Here is a 15,269-nt window from a genome sequence, read left to right on the forward strand (position 1 = left end):
TTCTGCGAATTCTCCACGGCGGCGGCGGGCGGCGGCACCTGAGCTGCCCCCGTGACGAATCAGGTAGAATCCGCGCTTCGCCGCAGGCGCCCGCCGCGCAACGCGAATCGGGGCCGCATCGAATGCATCGCAGGACGCGCACCGCGCTCCGATTCCGCATGCGCTGGCTACGGATGCCGGCCCGCTCAACGTTCGTCTCGTTTATGTCCGCAATTCCGAAATCCGACCCACCCGGTTCGCCAGCGAACCCACCCAAGCTTCATCGCGCGCTGAAGGCGCGCCACCTGACGATGATCGCCATCGGCGGTTCGATCGGCACCGGCCTGTTCGTCGCGTCCGGCGCGTCGATCTCGCAGGCCGGCCCCGGCGGCGCGATGGTCGCGTACATGCTGATCGGCCTGATGGTCTACTTCCTGATGACGAGCCTCGGCGAAATGGCCGCGTTCATGCCCGTGTCGGGCTCGTTCGCGACCTACGGCGCGAAATACGTGGACGAAGGCTTCGGCTTCGCGCTCGGCTGGAACTACTGGTACAACTGGGCCGTGACGATCGCGGTGGAACTGGTCGCCGCGCAGCTCGTGATGCACTACTGGTTTCCGGACGTGCCGGGCGTGTGGTGGAGCGCGGCGTTCCTCGGCGTGATGTTCCTGCTCAACGCGCTGACCGTGCGCGGCTTTGGTGAAGCCGAATACTGGTTCGCGCTGATCAAGGTCGTCACCGTGGTCGCGTTCATCGGCGTCGGGCTGCTGATGATCTTCGGCATTCTGAAGGGCGCGCCGAGCAACGGCTGGGGCAACCTGACGATCGGCGACGCACCGTTCGCCGGCGGCCTGCCGGCGTTGATGGGCGTCGCGATGATCGCGGGCTTCTCGTTTCAGGGCACCGAGCTGATCGGCGTCGCGGCCGGCGAATCGGAAAACCCGCGCACGACGATCCCGCGCGCGGTGCGCCAGGTGTTCTGGCGGATCCTGCTGTTCTACGTGTTCGCGATCTTCGTGATCGGCGTGCTGATTCCCTATACCGACCCGAACCTGCTGAAGACGGACGTGACCGACATCGGCGTGAGCCCGTTCACGCTCGTGTTCCGCCACGCGGGCCTCGCGTTCGCGGCCGGCGTGATGAACGCGGTGATCCTGACGGCCGTGCTGTCGGCCGGCAACTCGGGCATGTATGCGTCCACGCGGATGCTCTACACCCTCGCGACCGAAGGCCGTGCGCCGAAGATCTTCGCGAAGCTGTCGCGCGGCGGCGTGCCGCGCAACGCGCTGTATGCGACGACGGCCGTCGGCGCCTTGTGCTTCTTCACGTCGCTGTACGGCGACAAGACCGTGTACCTGTGGCTGCTGAACACGTCGGGGATGACGGGCTTCATCGCGTGGCTGGGCATCGCGGTCAGCCATTACCGGTTCCGCAAGGGCTACGTGAAGCAGGGCTACGCGCTCGACCAGTTGCCGTACCAGTCGAAGTGGTTCCCGTTCGGCCCGCTGTTCGCGTTCGTGCTGTGCCTCGTGATCGCGCTCGGGCAGGACTATCAGGCGTTCCTCTCGAACCGGATCGACTGGGCGGGCGTGGCCGCGACCTATGTCGGCATTCCGCTGTTCCTCGTCGTGTGGCTCGGCTTCCGGTTCCTGAAGAAGAGCCGCTTCGTGCGCTACGAAGACATGGACATCGCGCCGTGGATCGCCGCGAGCCGCGGCGCGCAGCGGCAGCCGGTGGCGAACCGCGAAACCGCGGGCTGACGCGGGTGCGGCCGGCAGCCGCGTGACGTGCGACGAAACGGGAAGCCTCGCGCTTCCCGTTTTTTTTGCCCGGCTTTTGCCTGCACGGGGTCAAAGCCGGTTATATTGCCCGACCCTACCGGGCCACGGCCCGGCCGGCGCGAGGCGCGCAGCGCGGATCGGCATCCGGCGCGCGCGAGGTGCGCCGGCCGGCGAGATGCCCGGCGTTTTCATCGTTCCATCCGGGCCGATACGGCCCGCGGAGCGCGCAACCCAGAGGAATCCATGAGCGCATCACCCGCCGAGCGGAAGGCCGGACCCGTTTCCATCGTGCGACTCGAAGCCGCGATCAACGCGTGGCGCGAAGTGTACCCGCCGGCGCCGGACGGCGAGGACGGCTACGCGCTCGACGCCGGCAGCAATTGTCTCGCGGAGCTGTACGGCACGATGATCTGCTACAAACTGCCGGACGTGCCGCTCGACTCGCTGAGCGACGAACAGCGCGACGCGCTCTACGCGACCGAGGTGTGACCGGCGGTCGTGACGCCGCCGTGCCGCGGCGTCGATGAAGCAACGGGAAGCTCGCGGGCTTCCCGTTTTGCTTTGGGCGGCGCTGGGTCATGCGTGGCGGTTTGCGCCGCCTGCGGTATCGTGATGACATCATCCGGCCGGGGTTGAACGCCGGATCGCTGTCCGGGAGGCATCGAACATGGAGTTGAGACACCTCCGCTACTTCGTCGCGGTCGCCGAAGAGCGGAATTTCACGCGGGCGGCCGAACGGCTGCACATCGCGCAGCCGCCGCTGAGCCGGCAGATCCAGCAGCTCGAGGAAGCGCTCGGCGTGCCGCTGTTCGAGCGCAACGCGCGGCCGCTGAAGCTGACCGACGCGGGGCGCTTCTTCTATTCGCACGCGGTGCAGCTGCTCGCGCAGACGACCGAGCTCGAATCGATGACGAAGCGGGTCGGCAAGATCGAACGCAGCATGTCGGTCGGCTTCGTCGGCTCGACGCTGTACGGGATGCTGCCGAAGATCATCCGGCGCTTTCGCAGCGAATATCCGGCCGTCGAACTGAGCCTGCACGAGATGTCGACGATGGACCAGATCAAGGCGCTGAAGGAAGGGCGCATCGACGTCGGGTTCGGGCGCATCCGCCACGAGGATCCGAGCGTGCGGCGCGTCGTGCTGCGCGAGGAGCGGATGATCGTCGCGCTGCCGGTCGGCCATGTGCTCGACAGCGCGAAGCCCGTGCTGTCGCTGCACGATCTCGTGAACGACACGCTGATCATCTTTCCGAAAGCGCCGCGCCCGAGCTATGCGGACCAGGTGCTCGCGGCCTTCCACGATCGCGCACTGCAGCCGCGCAAGATTTACGAGACGCGCGAACTGCAGATCGCGCTCGGCCTCGTCGCGATGGGCGAGGGCGTGTCGGTCGTGCCGCACAGCGTGTACGGGCTGAAGCGCGACGACATCAGCTACAAGCCGCTCGACGATCCGAACCTCGTGTCGCCGATCATCATGAGCATGCGGATGCTCGACGAATCGGAGGACATCCGCGCGATGCAGGCGCTGATCTACCGGCTGTACGACGAGGCGCAGATGGAGTATCTGCCGCCGCAGCCCGAATGAACGCGCGGGCGGTGGGGGCTTGCTTGACGCTGCGGGCGGGCGCGGGCCAACATCGCAGGATCCGATACGGCCGCCGAGGGGCGGCCGCCTTCATGCAGACGACCGACACATGACCGACATCCTGATCGAGGAGACAACCGTCGAGACGCCGCAAGGGCGCCTCTTTGCGAAACGCTGGCGCGACGGCCCGGCGCAACAGGCGGCGGGTGTGCCGAAGGCGAATGCACCTGAGCCGGCTGCGCCTGGGCCGGCCGCACCTGGGTCGGCCGCACCTGAGCCGGCCGCGCCTGAGCCGGCCGCGCCGATCGTGCTGCTGCATGATTCGCTCGGCTGCGTCGAACTGTGGCGCGACTTCCCCGCGCAGCTCGCGCGTGCCACGCAGCGCGACGTGATCGCATACGATCGCCTCGGCTTCGGTCGTTCCGATCGTCATCCGGGGACACTCGGCACGACGTTCGTGCGCGACGAGGCCGATCATGCGTTCGCGGCACTGCTCGAGCAACTGGGCGTCGATGCGTTCGTCGCGTTCGGGCACAGCGTCGGTGGCGGGATGGCGGTCGGATGTGCCGCCGCGCATCCGGCGCGTTGCCGCGCACTCGTGACGATCGCCGCGCAGGCGTTCGTCGAGGATCGCACGCTGGCCGGTATTCGCGACGCGGGGCAGCAGTTCGACGAACCTGGGCAGCTCGACCGGCTCGCGCGCTATCACGGCGACAAGGCCGAGTGGGTGCTGCGCGCGTGGGTCGACACGTGGCTGTCGCCGGCTTTCCGCGACTGGAATCTCGACGGCGAATTGCCGCATGTGCAATGCGCGACGCTCGCGATTCACGGCGAAGACGACGAATACGGGTCCGACGTGCATCCGAAGCGGATCGCCGCGCGCGTCGCGGGGCCGTCGTCGTATCTGTTGCTCGGGCAGTGCGGGCACATGCCGCACCGTGAGCGGACCGGCGACGTGCTGGCCGCTGTCACGACGTTCCTGCGCGACGCGCTCGCCTGAGCGCGGCTGCCGGCGGGCGTGGGCCCGCCGGCCATCAGAACGCGAGCTGGATCACGAGATCGATCGCAAGCAGTGCGATCGAGCAGCCGATACCGAGAACCACGTTCGGCAGCCGGTGCTCGAAGTCGCGATTGTCGCGGCGCATCGCGGCGCCGAGCAGGAAGATCGCCTCGACAACGATCTGCAGTCCGATGAACAGCAGCATCAGCAGATACTCGTAACCCATCTGCTTGAACGCGGCGAATTGCATCCCGTGATCGCGGATCCATTGGCCGACGCGCAGCAGTTCGTACACGAACAGCAGGGCGGGAAACAGGTAGCTGATGAAATAGGTCGGCGCGGTGGCGTGCCGTAGTTCGAGGTGGAAGTGCTGATGCGTGGTGGCCATCACGAATCCCTCCTTGCAACGCATGATTACGGTCGCGACGGCGGCGCGACAACGTGTCAATGAAGGGATTACCCGAGGCGTCGTGCGCGGCCGTACGACATCAGCATACTGCTGCACGGGAAATTTGGCATGCGATGTGTGCGTTCGTCGTAAAAATGCATCTGCGCCGTGCGACGCGTTCATCGCGTCGTATTCGCCGTATTCGCCCGATGCGCTGCGCCGGCCGGCTCTGTGGCACCCGATGCATTCGGCAGCCACCACTCCGGATGTTGCTCCAGATCGCCGGCCAACGCGCGCAGCGCGCTTGAGGTTCGCGCGAATTGCGTCGGCGTGCGGCGAACGTTAGATGTATCGGCACCTTGTTGTACGCGCATTGTCTGCACGGCCGCGAATGATTGCCGCGCGGTGCCCAGCGCACGCGTGCGCGTGCATGCGGTGCGAGTTCGGTATCGCGTTGCTTGAACAGCGCATCGGTATTCACGAGCGCTGCGTTCAGATCCGCGCCCGGCGATCCCGATCTTGCGCTGCTGTGCTGGAAGGCGGCCCGGGGGCTCGCGCTATCGGCGATGTTCGGGCCGTGCGCGCTGTCGGCCGACGAGCGGGCGCGGCTGTTCGACCGGCTGCTCGACGGGACGCAATGGCCGTCGGGTGGCGCCCACTGCCGCGCAGGCCGCGAAATCGTCGCGGAAGAAATGAAGCGCGCGTTCGTCGCCTGCGGGATGGCGGTCGCCCGCTTCGGGCGCTCGCTGCTCGCGGTCGTGCCCGGGCGCTTGTGATCCGGTGAGCACTTGACTGGTCACCGGGCCCCGGCCACCGGCGCCGCTCGGCTTTTCGCTTCCGCGCCTTCGACAAACAGCTTCGCGACCGCCTGGAACTCCCGTTTCAGCGACAACCCCGGCACGGTCAGCCAGCGCAGCATCGCCGCGAGATACAGGTGATGGAACCACGTCGCGAGCTGGTCGGCGCGCAACGTGCCGTTCAGTTCGCCGGATTGCTGCCCGGCGACGATCAGTTGCTGCCATACGAGCGCGATATCGCTGCCGTTCTCTCCACCGCTCGCCGGTTCGATCGCGCCGATGCTCAGGAAGCGATGGCGCAAATACGCGAGCAGGTACGCGGGATGCTGATCGCACCACGCGGCCGACGCATCGAGCACGCAGCCGATGCGCGACGCGAAGGTCTTGCGTCGCGCGACATCGCGCTGCAGATGCGCGAGATCGCGTGCGAGTTCACCTTCGAGCCAGTACGCGAGCACGGCTTCCTTCGTCGCAAAGTGGTTGTACAGCGTGCGTTTCGCGACATCGGCCTGCGCGGCGATCTGCTCCATCGTGACGGCTTCGTAGCCGTGCGCGTCGAACAGACGTGCGCCGGTGGCGGCGAGATGCGCGAGCATCTGGATGCGCTTGCGCGCGCGGCGGCCCGGATCGTCGGTCGGAGTCGGCATGGAGGGGGATTGACTGAAAGTGTACGAGTTGCATTAGTATACGACGTGCATTTTTATGAATCCACCCATTGCCGCCGTGCACGAGGAGTTGCCCATGAAGCTCGTCATCGCCACCTACGGCACCGAAGGCGACACGCGCCCGCTCGCGGCGCTCGGCCGCGCGCTGATCGATGCCGGCCACGATGTCCGGCTGCTGGCCGACGCGGCGACGCTCGGGGCGGCTGCCGCGCTCGGCGTGCCGTCGGCGCCGTTGTCCGGCGATATCCGCCGTGCGATTGCGCCGGATGGCACGTTGGCGGATGCGGTGCGCGGGCGCGGCGGCTTCAACGACACGTCGAAGGCGCTCGCGGCGATCGCCAATGCGAACACGGCCGCGTGGATGCGGGAAATCGCGGACGCGTCGGAAGGCTGCGATGCGATCCTCGTGTCGGGGCTCGCATCGTTCGTCGGCTTGTCGGCCGCCGAGTTTCGCGGCGTGCCGGCGATCGGCACCGGCATGATCCCGATCACGCCCACTACCGCATTCGCGTCGCCGTTCCTGCCGCCGGGAAAGCTGCCGCGCTGGCTGAACCGCGCGAGCCATCGGTTCGTGAACGCACTGTTGTGGCAAGCGTTCAAAAGGGCGACGAATGCGGCGCGCGCCAGCGTGTGCGGGTTGCCGCCGCGCAGGCATGTGTGGACCGATCATCCGATGCTGTACGGCGTGTCGCCGGCACTGCTGTCGGGCCCGGCAGACTGGCCTTCGCAGGTGCTCGCCTGTGGTCAGTGGCGAATCGATGCGGATGCTTGGGCGCCGCCGCCTGAACTCTCGACTTTTCTTGAGGCGGGCGATCCACCCGTATATATCGGTTTCGGCAGCATGGCCGGCTTCGATCGCGCCGCGATGGTCGATGCGCTCGTGCACGCGCTCGCCGGCCGGCGAGCGTTGTTCTACCCGGGCTGGAGCGATATCGACGCGTCGATGCTGCCGGCGCACGTTCACGTGATCGGCGAGTCGCCGCATGACCGGCTGTTCCCGCGCGTGTCGATGGCGATCCATCACGGCGGATCGGGCACCGCGCACTCGGCTGCGCGGGCCGGCATTCCGTCGGTCGTGGTGCCGTTCGCGGGCGATCAGTTCTTCTGGGCGAACCGGCTGGAGCGGCTCGGCGTGGCCGATGCGCCGGTCGCGGGGCGGCGCGTAGGTGCTGCCGCGCTGGCGCGGGCCATCGCGTTTGCCGAACGGGGCGACACGAAAGCGCGCGCGCTGGAACTCGGCGCGCGCATCGCGCAAGAGAAAGGTTTGAAGCGGGCCGTCAGTGCGATCGAGCGATGGGGGCAGCCGGGCGCGCGGTAAGCCCGCGCATTCACCTCAGAAATTCAGAAGTGCCCGGTGAACCGGTAACGGCTGCCCGGGTGCCACAAATTGGCGATCGACGCGACCAACCCTTGCGACCACGTGCGCCGATGCAGCAGCAGGCATGGCTCGCGGTCGTCCATCGTCAGATGGCGGCGCGTTTCGGTGTCGGGCATCGCGGCCTCGATCCGGTATTCGACGCGCTGCAGCGGCGCGACGCGCGTCAGGTACTGGTTCGGCGTCGTGGTCGTGAAGTCCTGCAACGCGTATTCGGGCGCACACGCCGGATTGACCCAGCGTTCCTCGAGCTGCACGGGTGTGTCGTTCTCGAAGTGCAGCACGCGCGAATGGAAGATCGGGCTGCCCGTGTCGAGCTGCAGCTCGTCGGCGAGCTTCGCATCGGCGACGGCCGCGCCCACCAGCAGCACCTGCGCGCGATAGCCGTGGCCGCGCGCGGCGACTTCGTCCGAGATGCTGCGGATCGCGACGAGCGTCGATTCGTACTTCGGCGATGCGACGTACGTGCCGGAGCCGCGCGTGCGCGTGAGCACCTGCTCGGCGGTCAGCTCGCGCAGCGCGCGGTTGACGGTCATCCGCGCGACGTTGAATTCGCGCGCGAGCTCGTTCTCCGACGGCACCTGGTCGCCTTCCGCCCATTCGCCGGCATGAATGCGCGAGAGGATGAAGTCCTTGATTTCCTGATAGATCGGTGTGGTCATGGGATCACGATTCCAGAGTCGGCAGCGGCCCGCCGCCGAATGCCGATCCGGCGCGCGCCCGGCGCCGAGTGTACCGGTTTCGCGGGCGCGCGGGCCCGGATTTCCCGAATGATCCCTGTTCGGCCGGCGCGCGTCCATGCGGGATTGCACAGAGCGGCCGGCCGTCAACGGCCGGCGCGCGGTCAGAACCGATGCCGGATGCCGACCGTCGCGACCACCTGCGTATTGGTCGACGAAGCCGCGAGCCCCGTGACGTTCGCGAATCCGAGCGTCGCGCCCGACGGCACGCCGAACTGGTGCTGGTAGACGGTTTCCGCATACACGTCGGTGCGCTTGCTCAGCGCGTAGTCGGCCATCAACGTCACCTGGTGCCATTTCGGCCGGTGGCTGCCGGTTGCGTCGTCGTAGCGGCCGTTGGTGAACGTATAGGCGAGCGCGAACGAGACGGCCGGCGTCAGCGCATAGCGCGCGTTGAGTTCGTAGTTGTCGAAGCGCAGCGCATTCAGCGCGCCGGGCAGCGACGAGGCGGCCGTTTCGTCGAACATCGAATGCGTCCACAGCGCGCCGACCGTCAGCCGGTCGAACGCGTAGCTGCCGCCCGCGCCCATCACGCGCTGGCGCACGGCCGGGAAGTTCGGGCCGTCGTTGGTCGACAGCGCACCGCCGGCCGTCAGCCCGCCGCGGTTGAGTTGCAGGTACGCGGCGCCGAGGCTGACCGGCCCGTTCGCATACGACACGCCCGCGCTGTACGCGCGGTTGTTCGCGAAGCCGCCGGCCGCGTTGCTGAACCCGTACAGGCCGCCGAACTGCCAGCCGGCGAGCGTCGGGCTCGTGTATTTCACCGCGTTGTCGATGTAGAACGAATCGTCGATGTTGTCGTTGTCGAACGGATGCGATGCGAGATTGTTGCCGTCGCCGTTGTTCGCCATCGCGAGCGGGCCGAGATAGTCGACCACGGCGTCGTACTGGCGGCCGAGCGTCAGCGTGCCGTATCGGTCGCTCTGCAGGCCGACGTACGCGCGGCGGCCGAACATCGTGTTCCGGTAGGACTGCGTGCCGTTGTTCAGGTTGAAGCCGCTTTCGAGTCGGAACAGCGCATGCAGGCCGCCGCCGAGATCCTCGTTGCCATTCAGCCCGAAGACCGTATTCGACAGCAGCCCGCTGCCTTGCTGCCATGCGCTTTTGCCCGACTGGTTGTTCGTATAGGCGATACCGGCATCCAGCATCCCGTAGAGCGTGACGCTGCTTTGCGCATGCGCGGCGGCGCTGAGGAACGCGAGGGAGAGGGTACCGACGACTGCTTTTTTCATTGTCTATGCTTCCTGGAAAGGCCCGTAGCGACGGGAACGGCGATCCGTTGCGCGCACCGGCGGCGAACGGGCGCGGCTCGTGACGAACCGCGCGCGCTCGCACCGGAGACGCGCGTTCGAATCGATGAAAGGGGAGCGGGCGCGTGACGCGTGTCACGCGCGGCCGCAACGGACGCCGGCTAGTGCTGAAGCAGGCGGATCGTGCCGAACTCGGCGGCCGGCAGCAGGCGGAGGATCGACAGGATGGCCGGCGACGCTTGCGATCGCGCGACTTCGAGTTCGATGCAGGCGCGCCCGGTGCGGTTGTCGATCGCGGCCGTGTAGAAATTGAGCGCGGCGCCGACGGCCTGATGCAGCAGGCGCCGCACGACGGCGAGGTTGTCCGATTCGACGCGGATCGACAGCAGCACGCGTTCGTCGGCAGGGTACCGGCGCCGCGAACGAACAGGCGGCAGTGCGCGTGAACGGGTGGATTCGGTTCTGGTCGGTTTCATGCTGGCACCCCCGGGTCGCATCGTGCTCCGCACCGCGGAGATTTCGTCTTGGACATGCCGCCCATTCTAGGAATCGCGGTGACGATACGGTGTATAGACTCGAACCGGCCCTGAAAAGAACGCATAAAAACGCCATCGCCACCGGCTTTCGTCTTTACAGCTTTTTTATTCCTTGTAAAGAAATTGAACACCGCTTTGATACGCGGATTTCTACACTGTCGCATCCCATTCGCCAGATGAGCATGGGGGCGTCATACGGGCCTGCGCCGGCACGGCAAGGCCCGATACGCCGACGATCGCGCGGCGTTGCCGCGCATACGAAAAAAGGGGAAAGCCATGTTGTGGATCACCGGCGCATTGTCGCTCGCGCTCTTTATCTATCTGTTTCATGCCTTGATCAAGCCCGAGCGGTATTGATCGGCGCGATTCAACAGGAATTCGAAAATATCGGTGAATGTCATGAGCGATCTGCTTTTCATTTTGTTCACGCTCGCGTTCTTTGCCTTGACGGCCGGTTTCATCGCCGGCCTTGACCGGATCTGAGCGAGCGTCGACATGTTCAACAATCTCATTCAATTCGCGATCGTTCTCGCGATCATGCTGGCGCTGGTGCCCATCGTCGGGAAATGGCTCGCGCACGCCTTTACGAGCCCGCGCCACGCGTGGGTCGAACGCCGGACCTATGCATTGCTCGGCGTGAATCCCGACGAAGCGATGTCGTGGCAGCGCTACGGGATGGTGCTGCTGCTCAGCAATGCCGGGATGATGCTGGTCGGCTACCTGCTGCTGCGCATCCAGGACGCGCTGCCGTTCGACGCGCTGCAGCGCGCCGCGCAAAGCCCCGACCTCGCGTTCAACACCGCCGCGTCGTTCGTCACGAACACGAACTGGCAGGCGTATGCGGGCGAGAGCAGCCTGTCGAACTTCTCGCAGATGGCCGTCATCACGTTCCTGATGGTGGTCAGCGCGGCAACGGGCGTCGCGGCCGCGGGCGGCTTCATCCGCGGGCTGAGCCGCAAGCGCGCGGCGGACCTCGGCAACTACTGGGTCGACTTCACGCGCGTGACCTATCGCGTGCTGCTGCCGCTCAGCTTCGTGATGGCGCTCGTGTACGTATGGCAGGGCATGCCGCAGACACTGGCGTCCGATGCATGGGCGACCACGCTCGAAGGCGCGCGCCAGCAGATCGTGATGGGGCCCGTTGCCAGCCTCGAATCGATCAAGCATATCGGCACCAACGGCGGCGGCTTCTTCAGCATGAACGCCGCGCATCCGTTCGAAAACCCGACGCCGCTCACCAACACGCTGCACATGCTGTCGATGCTGCTGATTCCGTCCGCGCTGACGTACACGCTCGGCACGATGATCGGCCGGCGCCGCCAGGGCTGGGTGATCCTCGGTGCGTTCGTCGTGATGTTCGTCGGCTTCCTCGCGGTGATCTATTCGGCCGAGCAGCACGGCAATCCGCTCGTGACCGGGCTCGGCGTCGACCCGCAGATGAGCGCCGTGCAGCCGGGCGGCAACATGGAAGGCAAGGAGATGCGCTTCGGCATCGCGCAGACGAGCCTGTTCGCCACCGTCACGACGGCCGCGACCACCGGGTCGGTCGACGCGATGCACGACTCGCTGACGCCGCTCGGCGGGCTCGTGCCGATCGCGCAGATGATGCTGAACAACGTGTTCGGCGGCGACGGCGTCGGGCTGATCAACCTGTTCACGTTCGCGATCCTCACGGTGTTCCTCGTCGGGATGATGATCGGGCGCACGCCGGAATTCCTCGGCAAGAAGATCGAGGCGCGCGAGATGAAGTTCGTGATGCTCGCGGTGCTCGCGCATCCGTTCAGCATCCTTGGCTTCACCGCGCTGGCGTCGATGCTGCATACGACGATGGACAGCCTCGCGAACCTCGGCCCGCACGGCTTCAGCGAAGTGCTGTACGCGTACACGTCGGGCACGGCCAACAACGGCTCGGCGTTCGCGGGCCTGAACGCGAACACGCCGTTCTTCAACACGACGATCGGCTTCGCGATGCTGATCGGCCGCTACCTGACGCTGCTGCCGATGCTCGCGGTCGCGGGCAGCCTCGCCGCGAAGAAGCGCGTGCCGGAAAGCGCGGGCACGCTGTCGACGTCGACCGGCCTGTTCGCCGGCCTGCTGGTCTTCGTGATCCTGGTCGTCGGCGGTCTCACGTTCCTGCCCGCGCTCGCGCTCGGCCCGGTCGTCGAGCACCTGCTGATGTCGGGCGGCCAACTGTTCTGAGGGAAACATCATGATGCAAGGCAATCGCCAGGCAGCGGCCGCCGCCGCGCCGGCACCCGGTTCTTCGTTCGGCGCGGCGACGCGCGGCCTCGTGCGGCCGGTGATCGCGTCGTCGGTGCTGTTCATGCTCGTCACGGGGATCGCGTATCCGCTGCTCACCACGGGCGTCGCGAACGTGCTGTTCCCGTCGCAGGCGCGCGGCAGTCTCGTGCAGCGCAACGGCACGACGATCGGCTCGGCGGTGATCGGGCAGCACTTCACGCGTGCCGGCTACTTCCACGGGCGGCCGAGCGCGACGGTCGGCCCCGATCCGGCCGATCCGTCGAAGACGGTCGACCAGCCGTACAACGCGGCCGGCAGCGGCGCCAGCAACCAGGGCGCCACCAGCAAGAAGCTGCTCGCGGATATCGCGCAGCGTGTGCGCGCGTACCGGCAGGAGAACGCGCTCGCCGCCGGCACGCCGGTACCGGCGGATGCGGTGACCGCCTCGGCGTCGGGGCTCGATCCCGAGATCTCGGTCGCGAACGCGCGGCTGCAGGCGGCACGCGTCGCGCGGGCACGCGGTGTCGATGCCGCGCAGGTCGCGGCGCTGGTCGACCGGATCGCATCGCCGCGCCAACTCGGCGTGCTCGGCGAACCGCGCGTGCGCGTGCTCGACCTGAACCTCGCGCTGGACCGCGCATTCGGCCAGGCGGCCGGCGCGAAGCAATAGCAGGAACCACGGAGTCACTCATGTCCCATATCGAAACCCCGATCAATCCAGCGGCGATGCCGGTCGGCGCCGTGCCGCCGATGCGCTGGACGGCCGTGCTGCGCGAGGCATTCCGCAAGCTCGCGCCGCGCGTGCAGTTGAAGAATCCCGTGATGTTCGTCGTCTATCTCGGCAGCATCGTCACGACCCTGCTGTGGCTGCAGGCGCTGACCGGCACGGGCGACGCGCCGGCCGGCTTCATCTTCGCGGTCGCGTGCTGGCTGTGGTTCACGGTGCTGTTCGCGAACGCGGCCGAGGCGCTGGCCGAAGGGCGCGGCAAGGCGCAGGCCGACGCGCTGCGCGCGGCGCGCAAGCGGGTGTACGCGAAGGTGCTCGACGAGCCGAAGCAGTACGACAGTACCAGCCATCGCGTGCCGAGCGACGAGCTCGCGGCCGGCAGCATCGTGCTCGTCGAGGCCGGCGACACGATTCCCGCCGACGGCGAGGTGATCGATGGTGTCGCATCGGTCGACGAATCGGCGATCACCGGCGAATCCGCGCCGGTGATCCGCGAGTCGGGCGGCGATTTCTCGTCGGTGACGGGCGGCACGCGCGTGCTGTCCGACTGGATCATCGTGAAGATCACCGCGCAACCGGGCGAGGCGTTTCTCGACCGGATGATCGCGATGGTCGAAGGCGCGAAGCGCGGCAAGACGCCGAACGAGGTCGCACTGACGATCCTGCTCGTCGCGCTGACGATCATCTTCCTGCTCGTGTGCGTGACGCTGCTGCCGTTCTCGCAGTTCAGCGTGCTGCTGAACGCGTCGGGCATGGCGGTGAGCCTGACCGTGCTGATCGCGCTGCTCGTCTGCCTGATCCCGACGACGATCGGTGCGCTGCTGTCGGCGATCGGCATCGCGGGGATGAGCCGCATGATGCGCGCGAACGTGCTCGCGACGTCGGGTCGCGCGATCGAGGCGGCCGGCGACGTCGACGTGCTGCTGCTCGACAAGACCGGCACGATCACGCTCGGCAATCGCGAGGCCGTGCAGTTCCGGCCGGCGCCGGGTGTGGACGAGCGTGCGCTGGCCGAGGCCGCGCAACTGTCGTCGCTCGCCGACGAGACGCCCGAGGGGCGCTCGATCGTCGCGCTCGCGAAGCGGCGCTTTTCGCTGGACGTGGCGGCGGGTGCAGGCAGCATCACGGTGCCGTTCAGCGCACGCACGCGGATGAGCGGCCTCGATATCGGCGAGCGGCAGGTGCGCAAGGGCGCGGCGTCCGCGATCCGCGCACACGTCGATGTGCTGGGCGGTGCGTTTCCGCATGCGGTCGAGACGGCCGTCAACGAGATCGCGCGGCGCGGCGGCACGCCGCTCGTCGTGGCCGACGGCTCGCGCGTGCTCGGTGCGATCGAACTGAAGGACATCGTCAAGCACGGGATCGGCGCGCGCTTCGCCGAGTTGCGCAAGGTCGGCGTGAAGACCGTGATGATCACCGGCGACAACCGCCTCACCGCGGCCGCGATCGCGGCGGAAGCCGGCGTCGACGACTACCTTGCGGAAGCGACGCCCGAGGACAAGCTGCGGCTGATTCGCGAGCACCAGGCGAAGGGCCATCTCGTCGCGATGACGGGCGACGGCACCAACGACGCGCCCGCGCTCGCGCAGGCCGACGTGGCCGTCGCGATGCACAGCGGCACGCAGGCGGCGAAGGAGGCGGCCAACATGGTCGACCTCGACAGCAACCCGACCAAGCTGATGCAGGTGGTCGAGGTCGGCAAGCAGATGATCATGACACGCGGCGCGCTGACCACGTTCAGCGTCGCCAACGATCTCGCGAAGTATTTCGCGATCATCCCGGCCGCGTTCGTTGCGACGTATCCGGCGCTCGGCGCGCTGAACGTGATGGGGCTGCACAGCCCGACGTCGGCGATCCTGTCGGCGGTGATCTTCAATGCGCTGATCATCGTCGCGCTGATCCCGCTCGCGCTGAAGGGCGTGAAGTATCGCGCGGAGCCGGCCGAGAAGCTGCTGGGGCGCAACCTGCTGATCTACGGCGTGGGCGGGATCGTCGCACCGTTCATCGGCATCAAGCTGATCGACATGCTGTTGACGCCGTTTATCTGACCGAACGCGCCGTCGCGGCCCCGCTCACGCTTTCGCGGCGTGCGCGGGGCCGTTCGGCGTTTCAATTGCCGGAAGCGATCATGGATGCGAATGTGAACGTGAGCGAAGCGAATCGACGGACAACGGGGCAGCGGGACGCCGCCGCCCGTCGCGGCGA

Annotated in this window: 14 protein-coding genes and 1 pseudogene; 9 read left to right on the forward strand and 6 right to left on the reverse strand. The window is 67.3% G+C overall.

What is annotated here, in order from left to right; genetic code table 11:
- Positions 1-203 precede the first annotated feature (203 nt).
- The 4 genes from G3N64_RS14700 (at position 204) to G3N64_RS14715 (ending at position 4,345) form a co-directional block, all read left to right on the forward strand.
- Positions 204-1,739, forward strand: coding sequence for an amino acid permease (locus tag G3N64_RS14700; protein WP_205784607.1), 1,536 nt, complete (start codon positions 204-206; stop codon positions 1,737-1,739).
- Between the two features lie 264 nt (positions 1,740-2,003).
- Complete coding sequence (locus G3N64_RS14705; RefSeq protein ID WP_011355988.1) at positions 2,004-2,249, forward strand: DUF3717 domain-containing protein; 246 nt, start codon at positions 2,004-2,006, stop codon at positions 2,247-2,249.
- A gap of 178 nt (positions 2,250-2,427) precedes the next feature.
- On the forward strand, positions 2,428-3,345 hold the full coding sequence (locus tag G3N64_RS14710; protein ID WP_021157347.1) for a LysR family transcriptional regulator: 918 nt from the start codon (positions 2,428-2,430) through the stop codon (positions 3,343-3,345).
- A 109-nt stretch (positions 3,346-3,454) separates the two neighbouring features.
- Positions 3,455-4,345: an alpha/beta hydrolase gene (locus G3N64_RS14715; protein WP_205784608.1), complete on the forward strand. Its 891-nt coding sequence runs from the start codon at positions 3,455-3,457 to the stop codon at positions 4,343-4,345.
- 34 nt (positions 4,346-4,379) lie between these two features.
- On the opposite strand, the gene G3N64_RS14720 is transcribed toward G3N64_RS14715, so the two are convergent.
- Positions 4,380-4,733 (reverse strand): hypothetical protein, encoded by a 354-nt coding sequence (locus G3N64_RS14720; RefSeq protein ID WP_205784609.1) that lies wholly within the window; start codon positions 4,731-4,733, stop codon positions 4,380-4,382.
- A gap of 509 nt (positions 4,734-5,242) precedes the next feature.
- On the opposite strand from G3N64_RS14720, the pseudogene G3N64_RS14725 reads away from it, so the two are divergent.
- Positions 5,243-5,429 (forward strand): annotated as a pseudogene (locus G3N64_RS14725) (TetR/AcrR family transcriptional regulator); the annotation flags it as partial.
- A gap of 100 nt (positions 5,430-5,529) precedes the next feature.
- Here the strand turns inward: G3N64_RS14725 and G3N64_RS14730 are convergent.
- Positions 5,530-6,177 (reverse strand): TetR/AcrR family transcriptional regulator, encoded by a 648-nt coding sequence (locus G3N64_RS14730; RefSeq protein ID WP_205784610.1) that lies wholly within the window; start codon positions 6,175-6,177, stop codon positions 5,530-5,532.
- Between the two features lie 94 nt (positions 6,178-6,271).
- On the opposite strand from G3N64_RS14730, the gene G3N64_RS14735 reads away from it, so the two are divergent.
- Positions 6,272-7,513 (forward strand): glycosyltransferase, encoded by a 1,242-nt coding sequence (locus G3N64_RS14735; RefSeq protein ID WP_205784611.1) that lies wholly within the window; start codon positions 6,272-6,274, stop codon positions 7,511-7,513.
- Between the two features lie 23 nt (positions 7,514-7,536).
- On the opposite strand, the gene hutC is transcribed toward G3N64_RS14735, so the two are convergent.
- The 4 genes from hutC to G3N64_RS39740 all read right to left on the reverse strand — a co-directional run bounded on the left by hutC (position 7,537) and on the right by G3N64_RS39740 (position 10,612).
- Positions 7,537-8,232, reverse strand: a complete 696-nt coding sequence (gene hutC, locus G3N64_RS14740) for a histidine utilization repressor (protein WP_205784612.1) — start codon at positions 8,230-8,232, stop codon at positions 7,537-7,539.
- Positions 8,233-8,414: 182 nt separating this feature from the next.
- Entirely contained in the window at positions 8,415-9,542 is a 1,128-nt protein-coding gene (locus tag G3N64_RS14745) for a porin (RefSeq protein WP_205784613.1), read from the reverse strand.
- 179 nt (positions 9,543-9,721) lie between these two features.
- Complete coding sequence (locus G3N64_RS14750; protein ID WP_241020972.1) at positions 9,722-10,036, reverse strand: hypothetical protein; 315 nt, start codon at positions 10,034-10,036, stop codon at positions 9,722-9,724.
- 210 nt (positions 10,037-10,246) lie between these two features.
- Positions 10,247-10,612 carry a hypothetical protein gene (locus G3N64_RS39740; protein WP_241020973.1) on the reverse strand — a complete coding sequence of 122 codons (366 nt, stop codon included), beginning with the start codon at positions 10,610-10,612 and terminating at the stop codon, positions 10,247-10,249.
- Here G3N64_RS39740 and kdpA point away from each other — a divergent pair.
- The 3 genes from kdpA to kdpB are packed head-to-tail and all read left to right on the forward strand — an operon-like array spanning position 10,592 to position 15,112.
- Positions 10,592-12,295, forward strand: a complete 1,704-nt coding sequence (kdpA, locus tag G3N64_RS14760; protein WP_205784614.1) for a potassium-transporting ATPase subunit KdpA — start codon at positions 10,592-10,594, stop codon at positions 12,293-12,295. The two genes, G3N64_RS39740 and kdpA, sit on opposite strands and share 21 nt — an antisense overlap.
- Positions 12,296-12,305: 10 nt before the next feature.
- On the forward strand, positions 12,306-13,007 hold the full coding sequence (gene kdpC, locus G3N64_RS14765; protein ID WP_205784615.1) for a potassium-transporting ATPase subunit KdpC: 702 nt from the start codon (positions 12,306-12,308) through the stop codon (positions 13,005-13,007).
- 56 nt (positions 13,008-13,063) lie between these two features.
- Entirely contained in the window at positions 13,064-15,112 is a 2,049-nt protein-coding gene (kdpB, locus tag G3N64_RS14770) for a potassium-transporting ATPase subunit KdpB (RefSeq protein ID WP_205784618.1), read from the forward strand.
- The last annotated feature ends 157 nt before the right edge of the window (positions 15,113-15,269 follow it).

The sequence above is a fragment of the Burkholderia sp. Ac-20344 genome, assembly GCF_017104975.1.
Taxonomy (GTDB): Bacteria; Pseudomonadota; Gammaproteobacteria; order Burkholderiales; family Burkholderiaceae; genus Burkholderia.

Coding starts and splice junctions, on each gene's coding strand:
- hutC (WP_205784612.1), bottom strand. CDS start 8,232: ATGACCACACCGATCTATCAGGAAATCAAGGACTTCATCCTCTCGCGC.
- G3N64_RS14715 (WP_205784608.1), top strand. CDS start 3,455: ATGACCGACATCCTGATCGAGGAGACAACCGTCGAGACGCCGCAAGGG.
- G3N64_RS14730 (WP_205784610.1), bottom strand. CDS start 6,177: ATGCCGACTCCGACCGACGATCCGGGCCGCCGCGCGCGCAAGCGCATC.
- kdpC (WP_205784615.1), top strand. CDS start 12,306: ATGATGCAAGGCAATCGCCAGGCAGCGGCCGCCGCCGCGCCGGCACCC.
- G3N64_RS14700 (WP_205784607.1), top strand. CDS start 204: ATGTCCGCAATTCCGAAATCCGACCCACCCGGTTCGCCAGCGAACCCA.
- kdpB (WP_205784618.1), top strand. CDS start 13,064: ATGCCGGTCGGCGCCGTGCCGCCGATGCGCTGGACGGCCGTGCTGCGC.
- G3N64_RS14705 (WP_011355988.1), top strand. CDS start 2,004: ATGAGCGCATCACCCGCCGAGCGGAAGGCCGGACCCGTTTCCATCGTG.
- kdpA (WP_205784614.1), top strand. CDS start 10,592: ATGTTCAACAATCTCATTCAATTCGCGATCGTTCTCGCGATCATGCTG.
- G3N64_RS14735 (WP_205784611.1), top strand. CDS start 6,272: ATGAAGCTCGTCATCGCCACCTACGGCACCGAAGGCGACACGCGCCCG.
- G3N64_RS14720 (WP_205784609.1), bottom strand. CDS start 4,733: ATGGCCACCACGCATCAGCACTTCCACCTCGAACTACGGCACGCCACC.
- G3N64_RS14745 (WP_205784613.1), bottom strand. CDS start 9,542: ATGAAAAAAGCAGTCGTCGGTACCCTCTCCCTCGCGTTCCTCAGCGCC.
- G3N64_RS14750 (WP_241020972.1), bottom strand. CDS start 10,036: ATGAAACCGACCAGAACCGAATCCACCCGTTCACGCGCACTGCCGCCT.
- G3N64_RS14710 (WP_021157347.1), top strand. CDS start 2,428: ATGGAGTTGAGACACCTCCGCTACTTCGTCGCGGTCGCCGAAGAGCGG.